Genomic DNA, 15,398 nt, shown 5'->3' on the forward strand with positions numbered 1-15,398 from the left:
CCTGCCCCGCCACCGGACCTCGTACACCCGCCACGCCCGAACCCGTCGACAAATACCCCGACAGAACCGGCTTTTCGCACCGATGCGTCAACCTCATAACCGCACCGACGAGCCATTTCGTCCCCCGATAAGGTGACCAAATGTCGCCAAATCATCACTCCTCGCTACCATCACCACCGTGAACTCCGCAGCCCGCCGCATCGGCCGAACCCTCGCCCTTGTCCTGCCCGTCGTCCTCGTACTCTCCGGGACTCTCGCGGTCACCCGCGTCCCGTGGGCGTCGAAGGCCGCCGAATCGCAGGTGCTCACCGCGTCCTCCGGTAAGGCCGCCGTCGCGGCCGCCCCGCAGGCCGCCCGCGCGCCCCAGGACATCCTCCGCGACCGCCTCCTGCTGGACCTCCAGGAGAAGAACCCCGGCGTCGCCCTCACCCACCTCCAGGAGGAGATGAACGCCCGGCCCTCGCTGGCCAAGCACTGCGCCTCCATCGCCCGCTTCCTCGGCCGCGCCGCGGTCGCCAAGTACGGTGCCGCACACCGCGCCCAGGAGTACTCCCGTCCGGTCTGCGACACCTCCTTCGCCACCGGCGTCGCCGCCGCCCAGTGACCCCGGCCCGCACCGCATAGGGTGCGAACCATGGCAGACGCCCCCCATCCCCTTCCCACGCAGGCCGTGATCCTGGCCGGAGGCCAGGGCTCGCGACTTCGCCCGTACACCGACGACCGGCCCAAGCCGATGGTCGAGATCCCCGGGACCGGGACCCCGATCATCGGCCACCAGCTGAACTGGCTGGCCGAAGAAGGCGTCACCGACGCGGTGATCTCCTGCGGCCACTTCGCCGAAGTGCTCCAGGTCTGGCTGGACCGGTCCGAACTGCCCTTGCGCGTCACGACCGTTGTCGAGACCGAGCCGCTGGGCCGCGGCGGCGGACTCAAGTACGCCGCCGCCTTCCTCCCCCGCCCGGAAGAGCCCTGGTACGCCACCAACGGCGATATCTGGACCCGCTTCCCGCTCCGTGAGATGGCCGCCTTCCACCACGAGCGCGACGCCGAGGCCACCCTCGCACTGGCCCGCCCGCGGATCCCCTGGGGCGCCGTCGAGACCGACGCCTTCGGACACGTCCTGGACTTCATCGAGGCCCCGCCCTCCCCGTATCTCATCAACGCGGGCGTCTACGCCTTCTCCGCGGCCTTCAGGGACCTGCTGCCGGACCGCGGCGACCACGAGCGCACCACCTTCCCCCGTCTGGCCCGCGAGCGCCGCCTGGCCGGCTATCCGCTCCCGCACGGGGCCTACTGGCGCGCCATCGACACCGCCAAGGACCTCGCCGAGGCCGCCAAGGAGCTGGGGACCCAGCCGGGCTGAACCCCCAGGCCCGCCCCCGGGGTTGAGGCCCGGGTCGAGATCCGGGCCTGCGAACGTGGCTCGTGGCGCACCCCGCCCCGTATTCCGGTGCATTCCGGTCCGTACACACGCCCGTCCCCGACCACCCTTGCGGTGATCGGGGACGGGCGCATGTCCGGTGCGGTCGGTCCGGGTGGGTCAGCCCAGGAGGCCGCCCAGCGTGCTGCCGCGGCCGGAGTCGCTGCCGGAGCCCGAGGGGCTGCTGCTCGTATCGCCGCCCGTGGTGCCGCCGCCCGTTCCGCCGGAGCTCGGCGTGATGTGGCGGGGGGCGGAGGTGCGGGACGGGACGGTCTGCTGCGGCGGGCCGCTGGTGGTCGCGCCGCCGGGCTGGACGATGCCGCTGGTGGTGCCGGCGGTGGGCGCGGTCGAGGCGGACGGCCGGTTCCGCTTGCCCGCCTTGTGCGAGGCGTCGGCGGAGGGCGTGCCGCGGCGCCGCGGGATGCCCGTGCCGGTGCGGTGCTGGCCGGGCCGGGTGGCCTTCTTGCCGGTGCGGGGCAGCGGCGAACCGGGCAGGTTGTTGATCGCGGGCTCGCCGGGACGCGGTACCGGCGCGACCGTCGCGGACCGTACGGCGCCGCCGAGCAGCGACCCGATGAGCAGGGTCAGCCCGGCCACCACCGCGGTCATCGCGGCGCCGCGCCGCAGCACCCGGCGCCGCAGCTCGCCGACCTCGACCCGCGGGCCGAGCCGCCGCCAGGCCTCGCCGGCCAGCCGCCCGTCCATGGAGTAGACCGGAGCACCCGCGATGATCAGCGGGCTCCAGGCGGCGAGGTAGATGATGTCGGGGGCGTCGTACGCCGGGACCGTGCGCCAGCTGACGGTCATCAGCAGCGCCGCGGACAGCAGCGTCCCGATGGACGCGGCGACCCGCTGCCACAGCCCGCAGATGGTCAGGACGCCGACGACGACCTGGAGGAAGGCCACGGTCAGACCGGCGCCGACCGGGTGCGAGACGGCGAAGTCGCGCAGCGGCACGGCCAGCGCCCAGGGGTCCAGCGACAGCAGCCACTTGACCATCGAGCCCCGCTCGCCGCCGTCGAAGTAGACGGGGTCGCAGAGCTTGCCCATGCCGGCGTAGACGGAGATCAGGCCGAGGAAGATACGCAGCGGCAGCAGGACGACGCCGAGGTTCATCCGGCGGCCGGGGTAGTAGGCGTGGCGTACGGAGTCGGCGCCGCGCCGCTTGCCGTCGTAGCGGTCCCGGGCCTCGAAGTGGTCGTCGTCGTAGCCGTCGTCGTCGTAATCGTCGTCGGCGCGACCGCCGTCGTTGTATGCGGTGTCGCCGTAGGCGCTGCCCACGGGGCGTACGCCGCGCAGCAGGGTGTCGTTGGATTCGAGGGGGCTGCGCTGGCCGACCACGGTCGAGGCGCGGGCGTCGTCGACGCGGACCCGGGGCAGGACCTGGGTCGTCCCGACGTCCTCGCCCTGGCCGCTGTCCAGGCCGATGCCCGCGTTGCGCACCGCGTGCAGGAGCTGGGTGGTGGCGCCGGCCGCGCCGCCGGGTGTCGTACGGCCGCTCCACACCACGGGCGCCCGCCGTCTGGCAGGGGCGGACGACCCCCGGATGACGGGGATGCGCGCGGTGTCGGCCATGGTGTTGCCCACCGCGCCCGATACGGGTCCGGCGAGCTGCACTCGGAAACTGGCGTGGTTGACAATGACCTGCGCGGGATCGCACGGCACCTTGACCGAGCTCAGGATGGGCTCGTCCTCGTAGCCCGGCGAGCGTCCCCCCGTAGGCGTGCGGGGTGTTCTGGTGTCCACGCTCATCTAACCGAGTGACCCGCGGTTAAGACACTGCCTTGACCGGTTATCTCTGTCCGAGACCCGTCAAGGACGCGGGGGATTCGCGAAAGTCACCCGGAATTCATACGGAGGGTCAGGCTTTGCCCCGGGCTGCGGCGTGATGCCTTCCCGCCCGGGACAGCCCTCGCTCAGCCGCGGCGGCGCGCCGCCTCCCACAGGACGACACCGGCCGCGACACCGGCGTTCAGCGACTCCGCGCCGCCCGGCATCGGGATCCGCACCCGTACGTCACAGGTCTCCCCGACCAGCCGCGACAGGCCCTTGCCCTCGCTGCCGACGACGATGACGACCGGGCCGTCCAGCGCCTCGACGTCCTGAAGCTCCAGCTCCCCGTCCGCGGCCAGGCCGACAACCGTCAGACCCGCCTTCTGGTACGCCTCCAGGGCCCGGGTCATGTTGGTGGCGCGGGCGACCGGCGTACGGGCCGCGGTGCCCGCCGAGGTCTTCCAGGCACCGGCCGTCATTCCGGCCGCCCGGCGCTCCGGCACGACCACGCCGTGGCCGCCGAAGGCGGAGACGGAGCGGACGACCGCGCCCAGGTTGCGCGGGTCGGTGACGCCGTCCAGCGCGACGATCAGCGGGTCCTCGCCCTCGTCGAAGGCCGCGGCGGCGAGGTCCTCCGGGTGCGCGTAGTCGTACGGCGGGATCTGCGCGACCAGGCCCTGGTGGTTGAGGCCGTTGGTCATGCGGTCCAGCTCGGGCCGCGGCGCCTCCATGAGGTTCAGCCCGAGGTCGGCGGCGAGCTGCAGCGCCTCGCGCACCCGCTCGTCGCTGTCGATGAACTGCTGGACGTAGAGCGTCGTGGCGGGCACGCCCTCGCGCAGCGCCTCGACGACCGGGTTACGGCCGACCACCAGCTCGGCGGTGCCCTTGGCGCCGCCGCGGCGCGGGGCCGGGCGCTTGGCGGAGTGCTTCGCCTTGGCGTTGGCGACGCGGTTCTTGACGTGCCCCTTGCGTGCGGAGGCGGGCGGGGTCGGGCCCTTGCCCTCCAGGCCCCGGCGCCGCTTGCCGCCGCTGCCGACCTGCGCGCCCTTCTTGTTGGACGTGCGGCGGTTCCTGCGCTGGCTGTTGCCGGCCATGGGTCACCTGTTTCTTCACTGCTCTCGACGTCTCGCGACGTGGAGTGGGTACGTACGTATGGATTGAGTGTCGCCCGCGGCCACCGGGAAGGGCGAATCCGGCTGGTGGCCGGGGGTTGCGACAGGCTTCGGGACGCGCCGTGGGACGCGTTTCAGGACAGCGACCAGCGGGGCCCGGAGGGGGTGTCCTCGATGGCGAGGCCGGAGTGCTGGAGCTGGTCGCGGATGGCGTCGGCGGTCGCGTAGTCCTTGCGGGCGCGGGCCGACTGCCGCTGGTCGAGGACGAGCCGTACGAGGGAGTCCACCACGCCGTGCAGGTCCTCGCCGCGCTCCGCGCCGCCGGACCAGCGCTCGTCGAGCGGGTCCAGGCCGAGCACCCCGAGCATCGCCCGCAGCTCGGCCAGCCGGGCCACCGCGGAGTCCTTGTCGTCGGCGGTGAGCGCGGAGTTGCCCTGCCGGACGGTGGTGTGCACGATCGCCAGCGCCTGCGGGACGCCCAGGTCGTCGTCCATCGCCTCGGCGAACGCCGGCGGCACCTCGGCCGCGGGCTCGACGACGCCGGCCTTCTCGACGACCCGCTGGACGAAGCCCTCGATACGGGCGAACGCGGACTCGGCCTCGCGCAGCGCTTCCTCGCTGTACTCGATCATGGAGCGGTAGTGCGGGGTGCCGAGGTAGTAGCGCAGCACGATGGGGCGCCACCGCTTGACCATCTCGCTCACGAGCAGGGAGTTGCCCAGCGACTTGGACATCTTCTCGCCGCCCATGGTCACCCAGGCGTTGTGGGTCCAGTACTGGGCGAAGCCGTCGCCGAAGGCCTTGGCTTGCGCGATCTCGTTCTCGTGGTGCGGGAAGATCAGGTCGATGCCGCCGCCGTGGATGTCGAACGCCTCGCCCAGGTACTTGTGGGCCATCGCCGAGCACTCCAGGTGCCAGCCGGGCCGGCCCCGTCCCCAGGGGGTCTCCCAGCTGGGCTCGCCCTCCTTGGCGGCCTTCCACATCGCGAAGTCGCGGGAGTCGCGCTTGCCGGTCTCGCCCTCGCCGGACGGCTGCCTGAGGTGGTCCAGGTCCTGGTTGGACAGGTCCAGATAGCCGGGGAAGGACTTCACGTCGAAGTAGACGTTGCCGTCGGCTGCATAGGCGTGACCGCGCTCGATCAGGCCGCGCATCATCTCGATCATCTCGGGGATGTGGCCGGTGGCGCGCGGCTCGTACGTCGGGCGCAGGCAGCCGAGGGCGTCGTACCCCGCGTTGAAGGCGACCTCGTTGTCGTAGCCGATCGACCACCAGGGGCGGCCCTGCTCGGCCGACTTCTGGATGATCTTGTCGTCGATGTCCGTCACATTGCGCACGAAGGTGACGTCATAGCCGCGGTAGGCGAACCAGCGGCGCATGATGTCGAAGTTCAGTCCCGACCTGATGTGCCCGATGTGCGGGGCGGCCTGCACGGTGGCACCACACAGGTAGATCGAGACACAGCCCGGCGTGAGCGGGATGAAATCGCGAATCTGCCGGGCGCTGGTGTCGTACAGGCGAATCGTCACGGAACCAGGGTAGTCGGAAGGAAGGAGTGCCCCGTGACCCGTCGGCCACGGGGACACAGAACCGTGACACTGCCCCGTTTTGCCGGAAGTATCAGCGGCCCGCCGGCCGGTTCCGGCTCATCCGCGGCCGCCGCTCATACCCGGCCGACCACCTTGCGCGGGGTGATCCGTACGACGACCCGCTCGCCGTCCTCGCCCGCCGCCGGGTTGAACTCGGCGTACGGCTTGCCGGTGTACTTCCGCGACAGCTCGTCTATCAGCTCCTGCCCGCCCTCCGTGGTGAGCGAGGCGGCGCCGCGCACCTCGGCATAGGTGTACGGCGCGTCGAAGGGCTGGACGACGACCGAGACGCGCGGGTCGCGCCGGATGTTGGCTTCCTTGCGGCGTCCGACGGTCGTCGAGATCAGCAGTTCGTCGCCGTCCCGCTTCACCCAGACCGGGGAGATCTGAGGGCTGCCGTCGGGCTGGATCGTCGCCACGGTCACGAAAACCGGCGTGTCGAGGAGCTTCTTGAGGTCGTCGGAGAGGGTGGCAGTCACGAGCACGTCCTTCCTACGGGGCCGTTCCGTTGCGCCCCGCCGATCCGGCGCCCGGCCGGACCACGGGGTGCACATACTCCGTCGCCCGCATCAACACCCGTACGGGGCGCGGCATTCCCGCCGCGGCCGACGTCTTTCGGAACCGGCCCGGCGGCCCCGCGCGCCCGGCAAAGGGCGCGCGGGGCGTCCGCCGCTTCAGCCCGTACGGACCACCAGCGCCGTGGCGACCGCCGCCAGGCCCTCGGCGCGGCCGGTCAGCCCCAGCCCGTCAGACGTCGTCCCGGACACCGAGACCGGCGCCCCGACCGCCGCCGACAACGCCTTCTGCGCCTCGTCCCGCCGCTTGCCGACCTTCGGCCGTACGCCGATGACCTGCACCGCGACATTGCCGATCGCGAAGCCCTCGGCCCGTACGATGCGCGCGGCCTCGGCCAGCAGCGTCACCCCGGAGGCGCCGGACCACTCGGGGCGGTCGGTGCCGAAGTGCGCGCCGAGGTCGCCGACGCCGGCCGCGGAGAACAGCGCGTCGCAGGCGGCGTGCGCGGCCACGTCCCCGTCGCTGTGCCCCGCCAGGCCGTACTCCTCGCCCTCCCAGAGCAGCCCGGCGCACCACAGCTCGCGGCCGCGCTCGAAGGCGTGCACATCCGTACCGATGCCCACGAGGGGGAGGCCGGGGAGGCCGCCGGCCTCGGGGGCCGTGGCGTGGGGGGCCGACTCAGACGTAGCCATCGGTGGCCCTCCTACGGGCGAGTACGGCCTCGGCCAGGACCAGGTCCAGCGGCCGGGTCACCTTGAACGCTTCCTCATGACCGGGGACGACCACGACCGGCTGCCCCAGCCGTTCGACCAGCCCGGCGTCGTCGGTGGCGCCCTCGCCCTCGACGACGGTGTCATGCGCCTTGCGCAGGGTCTCCCGGTCGAAGCCCTGCGGAGTCTGCACGGCCCGCAGCAGGGCCCGCTCCGGGGTGCCGACGACGGGCTCGGGGGTGCCCTGCGGCTGCGGCTCGACCTGCTTGACGGTGTCCGAGAGCGGCAGCGCGGGGACGACGGCGGGCGCGCCGGCACGGACGGCCGCGATCACCGCGTCGACCGTCTCGACGGGGACCAGCGGGCGCGCCGCGTCGTGCACCAGCACCACGTCGATGGCGTCCGGAAGGGCCGCGAGCCCGAGCCGTACGGACTCCTGGCGGGTCTCACCGCCGGGGACCACCACCAGGTCGGTGCGGTCGCTGAGCGGGTGCTCGTCGAGGAGGTGGCGGACCTGGGGCGCGCCGTCGGGCGGGGCGACCACCACGACGACGGAGACGGCGCGCGAGGCGGCCATCGCGCGGACGGCGTGCACCAGCATGGGGGTGCCGCCCAGTGCGCGCAGCGCCTTGGGGGCGCCGGGGCCGAGCCGGACGCCACGGCCGGCGGCGGGGATCACGGCGGCGGTGCGGATCGGGCGGGAGGGATCTGACATCGATGGCTCCGGAGTCCGGGGCGAGCCCGGAATTGGCGCAGACAGGTTTGTTTCCTCGGCCGAGGTGGGTATGGCCTGGAGGTACCCCCCGCTCGCAGGGCCGGGGGAGTGCCGGGTGCGACGCCTTGACCGGACCCTTCCGTGACAGCGGTCGAGGCGACTGCCCGAGCCGTCGACGCCACAGGTGCGTACGACGGGCTTCCGCCACTTCCCATCCGGTTCGTACGTCGCAGAAATTGCTGTACGTCTTGCTGTACGTCGCAGAATTGCCGTAGATATGCCGCAGCGCCCGGCAACAGACCTCTCCATCGGGGAGACGGTCGTCACTCGGGCACCGCGGCATTGCTACGTCGCATCACGTCATATCAAGACCGATAGGGCGCTGCTCTTGATTGACGTTGCGTGCTTGTACCTTGTGCGTCTTCAGGACGCGAGGACCTCGTCGAGCAGAGCCTCGGCCTTGTCTTCGTTGGTGTTCTCCGCGAGGGCGAGCTCACTCACCAGAATCTGGCGCGCCTTCGCAAGCATCCTCTTCTCACCGGCGGAGAGCCCGCGCTCGCGCTCACGACGCCACAGGTCGCGAACCACCTCGGCGACCTTGATGACATCGCCCGAAGCGAGCTTCTCGAGATTTGCCTTGTAGCGACGAGACCAGTTCGTCGGCTCTTCGGCATACGGTGCACGCAGCACCTCGAAGACCCGGTCCAGCCCGTCTTGACCAACCACGTCGCGTACGCCGACGAACTCCGCATTGTCCGCTGGCACACGAACAGTCAAGTCGCCCTGGGCGACCTTCAGCACCAAGTAGGTCTTGTCCACGCCTTTGATCTGGCGAGTTTCGATGGCCTCGATCAGCGCGGCCCCGTGATGGGGATAGACCACGGTGTCGCCAACCTTGAACGTCATGTGACAGGTACCCCTTCCGTGGCTATCCATGCTAACACGGGAACGGGCCGTTCTGAATGGCGTTTTCGCAGGTCAGGGCATATCTCGGGGCTTGACAACAGCGGTCGGAACGTGCTGCGAGGGGTCCCGTTGTGCGGGTATCCGCAGGTGGGAGGGGCTTCACAGGTGAGCGGAAACGCGCCCGTCGCACACCCGGAACACGGCGATCAACAAGCCGAACGTCCCGTTTTGCGGCGATCCGTATGAGCGACTTCAGCTACTCCGTTCGGTTGCTCGCGGACGGCCCCGGCTCGATTCTTTGAATTGATCTTCGACCGGCGGCGGGGCGCGGTGATCAATTTACGGGGCGTGTCCGCATTCCCTGCGAATACCGCTTTTCACCGGGGGAAACAGGGGGAAACAGAGCCGTCGCCACCCGCTCGGATCTTGGTGGTCTCTTGGTCGAGTCTTGGTGTCGGGTCCGCTTGAGGAATATTCAAAGAGAGTTCTCGGGACACGCCGGGAAGGGATCCGGATCCGCGCCGTCGGTCGGTCGTGTTGATCTGTTCCGTTGACCTGTCGGCCGATCCGTCGCGTGATCGGCCGTGTTCCGCCGGGTGACCCTTCGCGTGCTCATTACCGGGGACTTCACCAGGGACTTCGCCGGGATCTTCACCAGGGACTTCGTCAGGGGCCGCCCTGGCGCCTCCGTGGCGGTTCCTCGGGCTTCTCGAGGGCTTCCCCGGAAAGGGGGCGGGGCGGGGGCGCGGGAGGCGGCGGGACGGGGCGTGGGGCGGATCCCGCGGGCGAGGCGCGGAAACGCCTCCGGTGCGGCCCACGGAATGGTGCACGGAACCCCTAAGGGCTGTCCCGTAATCCCTGGTGGATCAGTGCACGGCGTCAGATGCGGTGCATCGCAAGGCGGAGGGACGTCCGGATACTGGGCGTATCCGGACGTTCCGACAACGCGGCGAGGTGCCGTAGCTGTCGTCGTGCGCCCGCCAGGGATTACGGGACAGCCCTTAGCGGGGAGCGTGATCGCGCTGGGGGCGGGTCGGGTGCGGCGGCGCGAGGACGGCTCGGTAACCTAGCGGCGCTGACACACCCTTAGGGGGGCTTTACGTGCCCGTCGCCATGACGCGCACGCAACGCCGCCCCAGCCGCCCATCCGCGACCGGGCACGAAGTTCGGCCGCCGTAGCTCGTCAAGGAGATGCCGCCGCCGTGAGCCGCAGCCTTCGACGCGGCGTCCTCGCCGCTACCGTCCTCTCGCTGTCCGTCGTCTCGCTGTCCGCCTGCGGGGCCGGGGGCGACGCGCAGACGCTGCAGGTCAAGCCGGACAACGCCGCGACCTCCGTCGGCGACATCAAGATCCAGAACGCGAATGTGATCACGCAGCCCGACGTGAACGCCAAGGGCCCGGCCGTGATCAGCGCGACCCTGTTCAACAGCGGCAGCGAGGACCAGAAGCTGACCGCGATCACCCTCAACGGCAGCGGCACCGCGGCCAAGCTGGCGCCCGCCAAGGGTGCGGCGGGCCCGATCACCGTGCCGGCCGGCGGTTCCGTCGTGATCGGCGGCGCGGGCAACGCCTCGGCCGTCCTGGCGAGCGGGCGCGAGTCCGTCCAGGACGGGAACCTCCAGCAGCTGACGTTCAGCCTCAGCTCCACCGGCAAGGTGCAGATCGGCGCCTTTGTCGTCCCGGCGAAGAACTACTTCGAGGGCTACGGCCCCACCCAGATGCCCAAGCCTTCCACCTCGGCATCCCCCTCGGAGTCCGGCAAGCCCTCCACCTCCGCGAACCCGTCCGAGTCGGGCACGCCCTCGGAGTCGGGCACGCCGTCCGGCGAGGCCTCGCAGTCGGCGCACGCCGGTCACTGAGCCACGCCGGTCAAAGCATCACGGCAGCGGCCCGATCACCTCGGCCGGGCCGAGCCGTCGAGCGGCCGCAGTACGTGGCCGACCGCCGCAGTACGTAGCAGGGCGCCCCTCCGGTCTGGAGGGGCGCCCTGACGCGTCACCGGCTAATCCGCTGTTGTTGCCGGGCATGGCCTACGGCTCGAACTTGTAGCCCAGGCCGCGGACCGTGACCAGATACCGCGGCGCGCCCGGGTCCGGCTCGATCTTGGCGCGCAGCCGCTTGACGTGCACGTCCAGGGTCTTGGTGTCGCCCACGTAGTCGGCGCCCCAGACCCGGTCGATGAGCTGCATACGGGTCAGCACCCGGCCCGCATTGCGCAGCAGCATCTCCAGGAGGTCGAACTCCTTGAGCGGCAGGTCCACCTTGCCGCCGGAGACCGTGACGACGTGGCGGTCCACGTCCATCCGGACCGGGCCGGCCTCCAGGGCCTGCGGGGTGACCTCCTCCGGCTCGCCGCGGCGGCGCAGCACCGCGCGGATGCGGGCGACCAGTTCGCGGGAGGAGAAGGGCTTGGTGACGTAGTCGTCGGCTCCTATTTCCAGGCCGACGACCTTGTCGATCTCGCTGTCCTTGGCGGTCACCATGATGACCGGGACGTTGGAGCGGCCACGCAGCTGGCGGCAGACCTCGGTGCCGGGCAGACCCGGCAGCATCAGGTCCAGCAGGACCAGGTCGGCGCCGTTGCGCTCGAACTCGTCCAGTCCGTCGGGGCCCGTAGCCGCGATGGCGACCTCGAAACCCTCCTTGCGGAGCATGTACGACAGTGCATCGCTGAACGATTCCTCGTCCTCGACGACAAGCACTCGGGTCACGGAAGGACCTCCGGGGCGGGGTGAGCAGGGAGCGGTTCGTTGAAGGTCTCGTACGGGCGGTCCTCGTCGTCGAGGCCCTCCGCGGTATCGAGATCTGCGGGCCGTTCGCGGTCGCGTACGGCGCCGGCTTCGGGGAGACGCAGGGTGAAGGTGGAGCCCTGTCCCTCAGCGCTCCACACCGTGACCTCTCCGCCGTGGGAGGCGGCCACGTGCTTGACGATGGCGAGGCCGAGGCCGGTCCCGCCGGTGGCGCGCGAGCGCGCCGGGTCCACTCGGTAGAACCGCTCGAAGACGCGGTCCCGGTCCTTCTCGGAGATCCCGATGCCCTGGTCGGTCACCGCGATCTCGATCAGGTCGCCCCCGGGCGCCGTGACCCGGCGGCCGGCGATGCCGACGCGGGTGTGTGCCGGGGAGTAGTTGACGGCGTTCTCGACGAGATTGCCGAGGGCCGCGGCGAGCTGCCCGCGATTGCCCCATACATGCAGGTCGGCCGTGCCGCCGGCGGCCATGGTGATCTGTTTCGTACCGGCCTGCTGGCGGCAGCGGTCGATCGCCTCGGCGACCAGCTCGTCGACCCGGACCGGCTCGGCGTCCTCCAGCGGGTCGTCGTTCTGGACCCGGGAGAGGTCGATGAGCTCCTGGACGAGGTTGGTCAGACGGGTGGCTTCGTTCTGCATCCGGCCGGCGAAGCGCTCGACGGCCTCCGGGTCGTCGCTGGCGTCCATCACGGCCTCGGACAGGAGGGAGAGGGCGCCGACGGGGGTCTTGAGCTCATGGCTGACGTTGGCCACGAAGTCGCGCCGGACCGCCTCTATACGGCGGGCCTCCGTGAGGTCCTCGACCAGGAGGAGGACCAGGCGGGAGCCGAGCGGGGCGACTCTGGCGGAGACCGCGAGGGCGTCGCCGCGGCCCGTGCCGCGGCGCGGCAGGTCCAGCTCGACCTGGCGTATCTCGCCGTCCCGGCGGGTGTCGCGGGCCATCTGCATCATCGGTTCGACGGCGAGCTTGCCGCCGCGGACCAGCCCGAGGGCGTACGCGGCGGAGCTGGCCTTGACAACGGCGTCGGCCTCGTCGAGGACGACGGCGGAGGAGCGGAGCACCGAGAGGACGGTGTCGACGCCGGGCGGCAGCACGGCGTCGGTGTGCAAAGACGTACGCGTGGGCTTCGCCTGGTCCCGCTCGCTCCAGCGGAACGCCAGCATGGCGAAGACACCGGTGCACAACCCGGCGATCGCTGCCACTGCGGCAACGGCCGCGTCCACGTTCATGACTCCAGCGTATGCGGCAGGTCGGACACTTCCCCAGCCCGGCGAGCGTCTGCTCGAACACCCGTCGCCCAGAGTTCACTGTGGCGTCGGTGGTGGTTCACTCCGGAGGGCCGAAAGGGGGCGCATACGGATACGTCGGACTCCCCTGGTGAGACCGATGCGACCGCCGGGCAGGACCCTGGCGCCGTCCGCCGTACCGTACTGCCGGATGCGCGGCGGCGACGATGTCGCCCAGAATTCACCTTCACGACGGCGGCGATTCACTCTGGGTGGGAGCGCAGGTCGCGATCTGGCCGCACGGTGAGAGTGGCGGGTGAGGAATCGATCCCGCACCGGCGCGTGGCGGTCGGGCTCGGTGGAGCGCGGGCCGTGCGGGCACGGAGCGTGGGAGTGTGGGAACCGAACGTAAGGGTCGTTCGTTCCCCCCGCAGCCCCCCCCACCACCCGATACCACTCGATGTGAGAGAAGGTCACTGATGCGGGACGCGTACCACGAGGAGCTTGATTCGATCGGCGAGGGCCTGGTCGAGATGGCCCGGCTCGTCGGCTCCGCGATCGGGCGCGCCACCACGGCGATACTCGACGCGGACCTCAAGCTGGCCGAGAGCGTGATCGCCGCCGACGAGAAGGTCGACGACCTTCAGCGCGACCTGGAGGCCCGGGCGATCGCCCTTCTGGCACGGCAGCAGCCGGTCGCCACCGACCTGCGGATCGTCGTCACGTCCCTGCGGATGAGCGCCGACCTGGAGCGCTCCGGTGACCTGGCCCAGCATGTGGCCAAGCTGGCCCGGCTGCGCTTCCCGGAGACGGCCGTGCCGCGCGATCTGCACGCCACCATCCTGGAGATGGGGCAGCTGGCGCAGCGCCTGATGGCCAAGGCCGGCGAGGTCATCATCACCAAGGACGTCGATCTGGCGCTCCAGCTGGAGCAGGACGACGACGCGATGGACCGCCTGCACCGCGCCCTCTTCCAGCACCTGATGGACGACCGCTGGAAGCACGGCATCGAGACAGCCGTGGACGTGACCCTGCTGGGCCGCTACTACGAGCGTTTCGCGGACCACGCGGTCTCCGTGGCCAAGCGCGTCGTCTATCTGGTCACCGGCGAGCACGCCGACGAGATCGCCCCGCCGACGCCGGTGGAGGGCGCATAACGGCCCCGCCGGGCCACCGTTCGCCACCGTGCGCCATTGACGCGTGCCTCCACGCGCCGTTGACGCGCCTCGCCGCCGGGGCTTGCAATGGGCACCAAGGTGACCCCTAGGAGGCAATACATGGCACTCATGGCGGACTCCCCCAACCCGACGCCACAGCGCGACGCGCCGCCGGCCGTCGAGCGCCCGCGGCTCCCGCTGCTCGGCGCCTGCGGCTGTGGCCCTGGCTGCCAGTGCGGCTGCCAGGCCGGCGGGCCCTGCCAGTGCGGCGGGGGCTGCGGTTAGCCACCGCGATGTACACCGCGGCCCCGGTCGGCATCCCTGCCGGCCGGGGCCGCCGCGTCGCTCACCGCAGGAGCCGTCCGCTCGCGATCCGAGCACACGTTCCCCGCTCGAAACGCCGCAATCGGTCCCTTTTGTCACAAATGCATCGCGAAGCGGCCGTCGCCCATAGCGGGCGGCGCCCCCGAAGCGTTGGCCCGAGCATGAAGCCTTCGCACCGCTCCCCCACGGAACCGCCCGCACGCGACGAATACCGCGCCGGCATCAATCCCGAGCTCCTCGGCGCCTACTGGCTCGACACCCCCGACCGGGACCATGTGGCGGCCGACTGCCCCTGGTGCCGCGAACTGGCGGCCTCGGAAACCGGCCGGAACACGCCAAAAGCCCTCCACCCACGGAGAAACCGCAGGTAGAGGGCTCGCGGAGGCGGCGCTCGCCGCTGTTACTTCTTCTTGCCCTGGTTCTTCACTGCCTCGATGGCGGCCTTGGCGGCCTCCGGGTCGAGGTAGGTGCCGCCGGGGTTGACCGGGCGGAAGTCGGCGTCGAGCTCGTAGGCGAGCGGGATGCCGGTGGGGATGTTCAGGCCGGCGATGTCCGCGTCGGAGATCCCGTCGAGGTGCTTGACCAGGGCCCGCAGGCTGTTGCCGTGCGCGGCGACCAGAGCCGTACGGCCGGCGACGAGGTCCGGCACGATGCCGTCGTACCAGTACGGCAGCATGCGGACGACGACGTCCTTGAGGCACTCGGTCTTCGGGCGCAGCTCCGGCGGGATGGACGCGTAGCGCGGGTCGTCGCTCTGGGAGAACTCGGAGCCGTCCTCGAGGGCGGGCGGCGGGGTGTCGTACGAGCGACGCCACAGCATGAACTGCTCCTCGCCGAACTCGGCGAGGGTCTGCGCCTTGTCCTTGCCCTGGAGCGCCCCGTAGTGCCGCTCGTTCAGGCGCCAGCTGCGGTGGACCGGGATCCAGTGGCGGTCGGCGGCCTCGAGGGCCAGCTGCGCCGTGCGGATGGCGCGCTTCTGCAGGGAGGTGTGCAGCACATCGGGGAGCAGGCCGGCGTCCTTGAGCAGCTCTCCGCCGCGGACCGCCTCCTTCTCGCCCTTCTCGTTCAGGTTGACGTCCACCCAGCCGGTGAACAGGTTCTTCGCATTCCACTCGCTCTCGCCATGGCGGAGGAGGATCAGCTTGTACGTCGCGTCGGCCATGGCCTTGAGCGTAATCCACTTCCGGATACGGCCCGGCCGGG

Annotated in this window: 15 protein-coding genes; 5 read left to right on the top strand and 10 right to left on the bottom strand. The window is 71.0% G+C overall.

Features of this window, described 5'->3' with window-relative positions:
- Positions 1-178: 178 nt before the first annotated feature.
- A complete protein-coding gene (locus ACIGWZ_RS14390; RefSeq protein ID WP_400064219.1) occupies positions 179-604 on the top strand; it encodes a hypothetical protein in 426 nt (141 codons plus the stop codon).
- Positions 605-634: 30 nt separating this feature from the next.
- Positions 635-1,363, top strand: a complete 729-nt coding sequence (locus ACIGWZ_RS14395) for an NDP-sugar synthase (protein WP_400064221.1) — start codon at positions 635-637, stop codon at positions 1,361-1,363.
- 177 nt (positions 1,364-1,540) lie between these two features.
- Here the strand turns inward: ACIGWZ_RS14395 and ACIGWZ_RS14400 are convergent, their stop codons facing one another.
- The 7 genes from ACIGWZ_RS14400 to ACIGWZ_RS14430 all read right to left on the bottom strand — a co-directional run bounded on the left by ACIGWZ_RS14400 (position 1,541) and on the right by ACIGWZ_RS14430 (position 8,738).
- The gene (locus ACIGWZ_RS14400) at positions 1,541-3,172 is read right to left on the bottom strand and encodes a DoxX family protein (protein ID WP_400064223.1); all 1,632 of its coding nucleotides are present in this window, start codon (positions 3,170-3,172) and stop codon (positions 1,541-1,543) included.
- 164 nt (positions 3,173-3,336) lie between these two features.
- A complete protein-coding gene (gene rlmB, locus ACIGWZ_RS14405) occupies positions 3,337-4,287 on the bottom strand; it encodes a 23S rRNA (guanosine(2251)-2'-O)-methyltransferase RlmB (RefSeq protein WP_400064225.1) in 951 nt (316 codons plus the stop codon).
- Positions 4,288-4,439: 152 nt separating this feature from the next.
- On the bottom strand, positions 4,440-5,831 hold the full coding sequence (gene cysS / locus ACIGWZ_RS14410) for a cysteine--tRNA ligase (RefSeq protein WP_400064227.1): 1,392 nt from the start codon (positions 5,829-5,831) through the stop codon (positions 4,440-4,442).
- 134 nt (positions 5,832-5,965) lie between these two features.
- Positions 5,966-6,370 (bottom strand): PPOX class F420-dependent oxidoreductase, encoded by a 405-nt coding sequence (locus ACIGWZ_RS14415; protein ID WP_400064229.1) that lies wholly within the window; start codon positions 6,368-6,370, stop codon positions 5,966-5,968.
- Positions 6,371-6,565: 195 nt separating this feature from the next.
- Positions 6,566-7,099 (bottom strand): 2-C-methyl-D-erythritol 2,4-cyclodiphosphate synthase, encoded by a 534-nt coding sequence (ispF, locus tag ACIGWZ_RS14420; RefSeq protein ID WP_400064231.1) that lies wholly within the window; start codon positions 7,097-7,099, stop codon positions 6,566-6,568.
- Positions 7,086-7,832, bottom strand: coding sequence for a 2-C-methyl-D-erythritol 4-phosphate cytidylyltransferase (ispD, locus tag ACIGWZ_RS14425; RefSeq protein ID WP_400064233.1), 747 nt, complete (start codon positions 7,830-7,832; stop codon positions 7,086-7,088). Before ispD ends, ispF begins: the two co-directional genes overlap by 14 nt.
- Before the next feature lie 423 nt (positions 7,833-8,255).
- Complete coding sequence (locus ACIGWZ_RS14430; RefSeq protein ID WP_003953493.1) at positions 8,256-8,738, bottom strand: CarD family transcriptional regulator; 483 nt, start codon at positions 8,736-8,738, stop codon at positions 8,256-8,258.
- A gap of 1,202 nt (positions 8,739-9,940) precedes the next feature.
- Between ACIGWZ_RS14430 and ACIGWZ_RS14435 the strand changes: the two genes are divergently transcribed.
- Positions 9,941-10,597: a DUF461 domain-containing protein gene (locus ACIGWZ_RS14435; protein WP_400064235.1), complete on the top strand. Its 657-nt coding sequence runs from the start codon at positions 9,941-9,943 to the stop codon at positions 10,595-10,597.
- Between the two features lie 171 nt (positions 10,598-10,768).
- Here the strand turns inward: ACIGWZ_RS14435 and ACIGWZ_RS14440 are convergent, their stop codons facing one another.
- Together ACIGWZ_RS14440 and ACIGWZ_RS14445 are read right to left on the bottom strand one after the other, a co-directional pair.
- Entirely contained in the window at positions 10,769-11,449 is a 681-nt protein-coding gene (locus tag ACIGWZ_RS14440) for a response regulator transcription factor (protein WP_006603892.1), read from the bottom strand.
- Positions 11,446-12,717 (bottom strand): sensor histidine kinase, encoded by a 1,272-nt coding sequence (locus ACIGWZ_RS14445; protein WP_400064237.1) that lies wholly within the window; start codon positions 12,715-12,717, stop codon positions 11,446-11,448. The genes ACIGWZ_RS14440 and ACIGWZ_RS14445 overlap by 4 nt, the downstream gene beginning before the upstream one ends.
- Positions 12,718-13,193: 476 nt before the next feature.
- Between ACIGWZ_RS14445 and phoU the strand changes: the two genes are divergently transcribed.
- Positions 13,194-13,871: a phosphate signaling complex protein PhoU gene (gene phoU, locus ACIGWZ_RS14450; protein WP_400064239.1), complete on the top strand. Its 678-nt coding sequence runs from the start codon at positions 13,194-13,196 to the stop codon at positions 13,869-13,871.
- A gap of 485 nt (positions 13,872-14,356) precedes the next feature.
- Positions 14,357-14,566: a hypothetical protein gene (locus ACIGWZ_RS14455; protein ID WP_400064241.1), complete on the top strand. Its 210-nt coding sequence runs from the start codon at positions 14,357-14,359 to the stop codon at positions 14,564-14,566.
- A gap of 29 nt (positions 14,567-14,595) precedes the next feature.
- Here the strand turns inward: ACIGWZ_RS14455 and ACIGWZ_RS14460 are convergent, their stop codons facing one another.
- Entirely contained in the window at positions 14,596-15,357 is a 762-nt protein-coding gene (locus tag ACIGWZ_RS14460; RefSeq protein ID WP_400064243.1) for a phosphoglyceromutase, read from the bottom strand.
- Positions 15,358-15,398: the final 41 nt, after the last annotated feature.

Origin of the sequence: Streptomyces sp. NPDC053427 (genome assembly GCF_044544985.1) — a bacterium.
Lineage (GTDB): Bacteria > Actinomycetota > Actinomycetes > Streptomycetales > Streptomycetaceae > Streptomyces.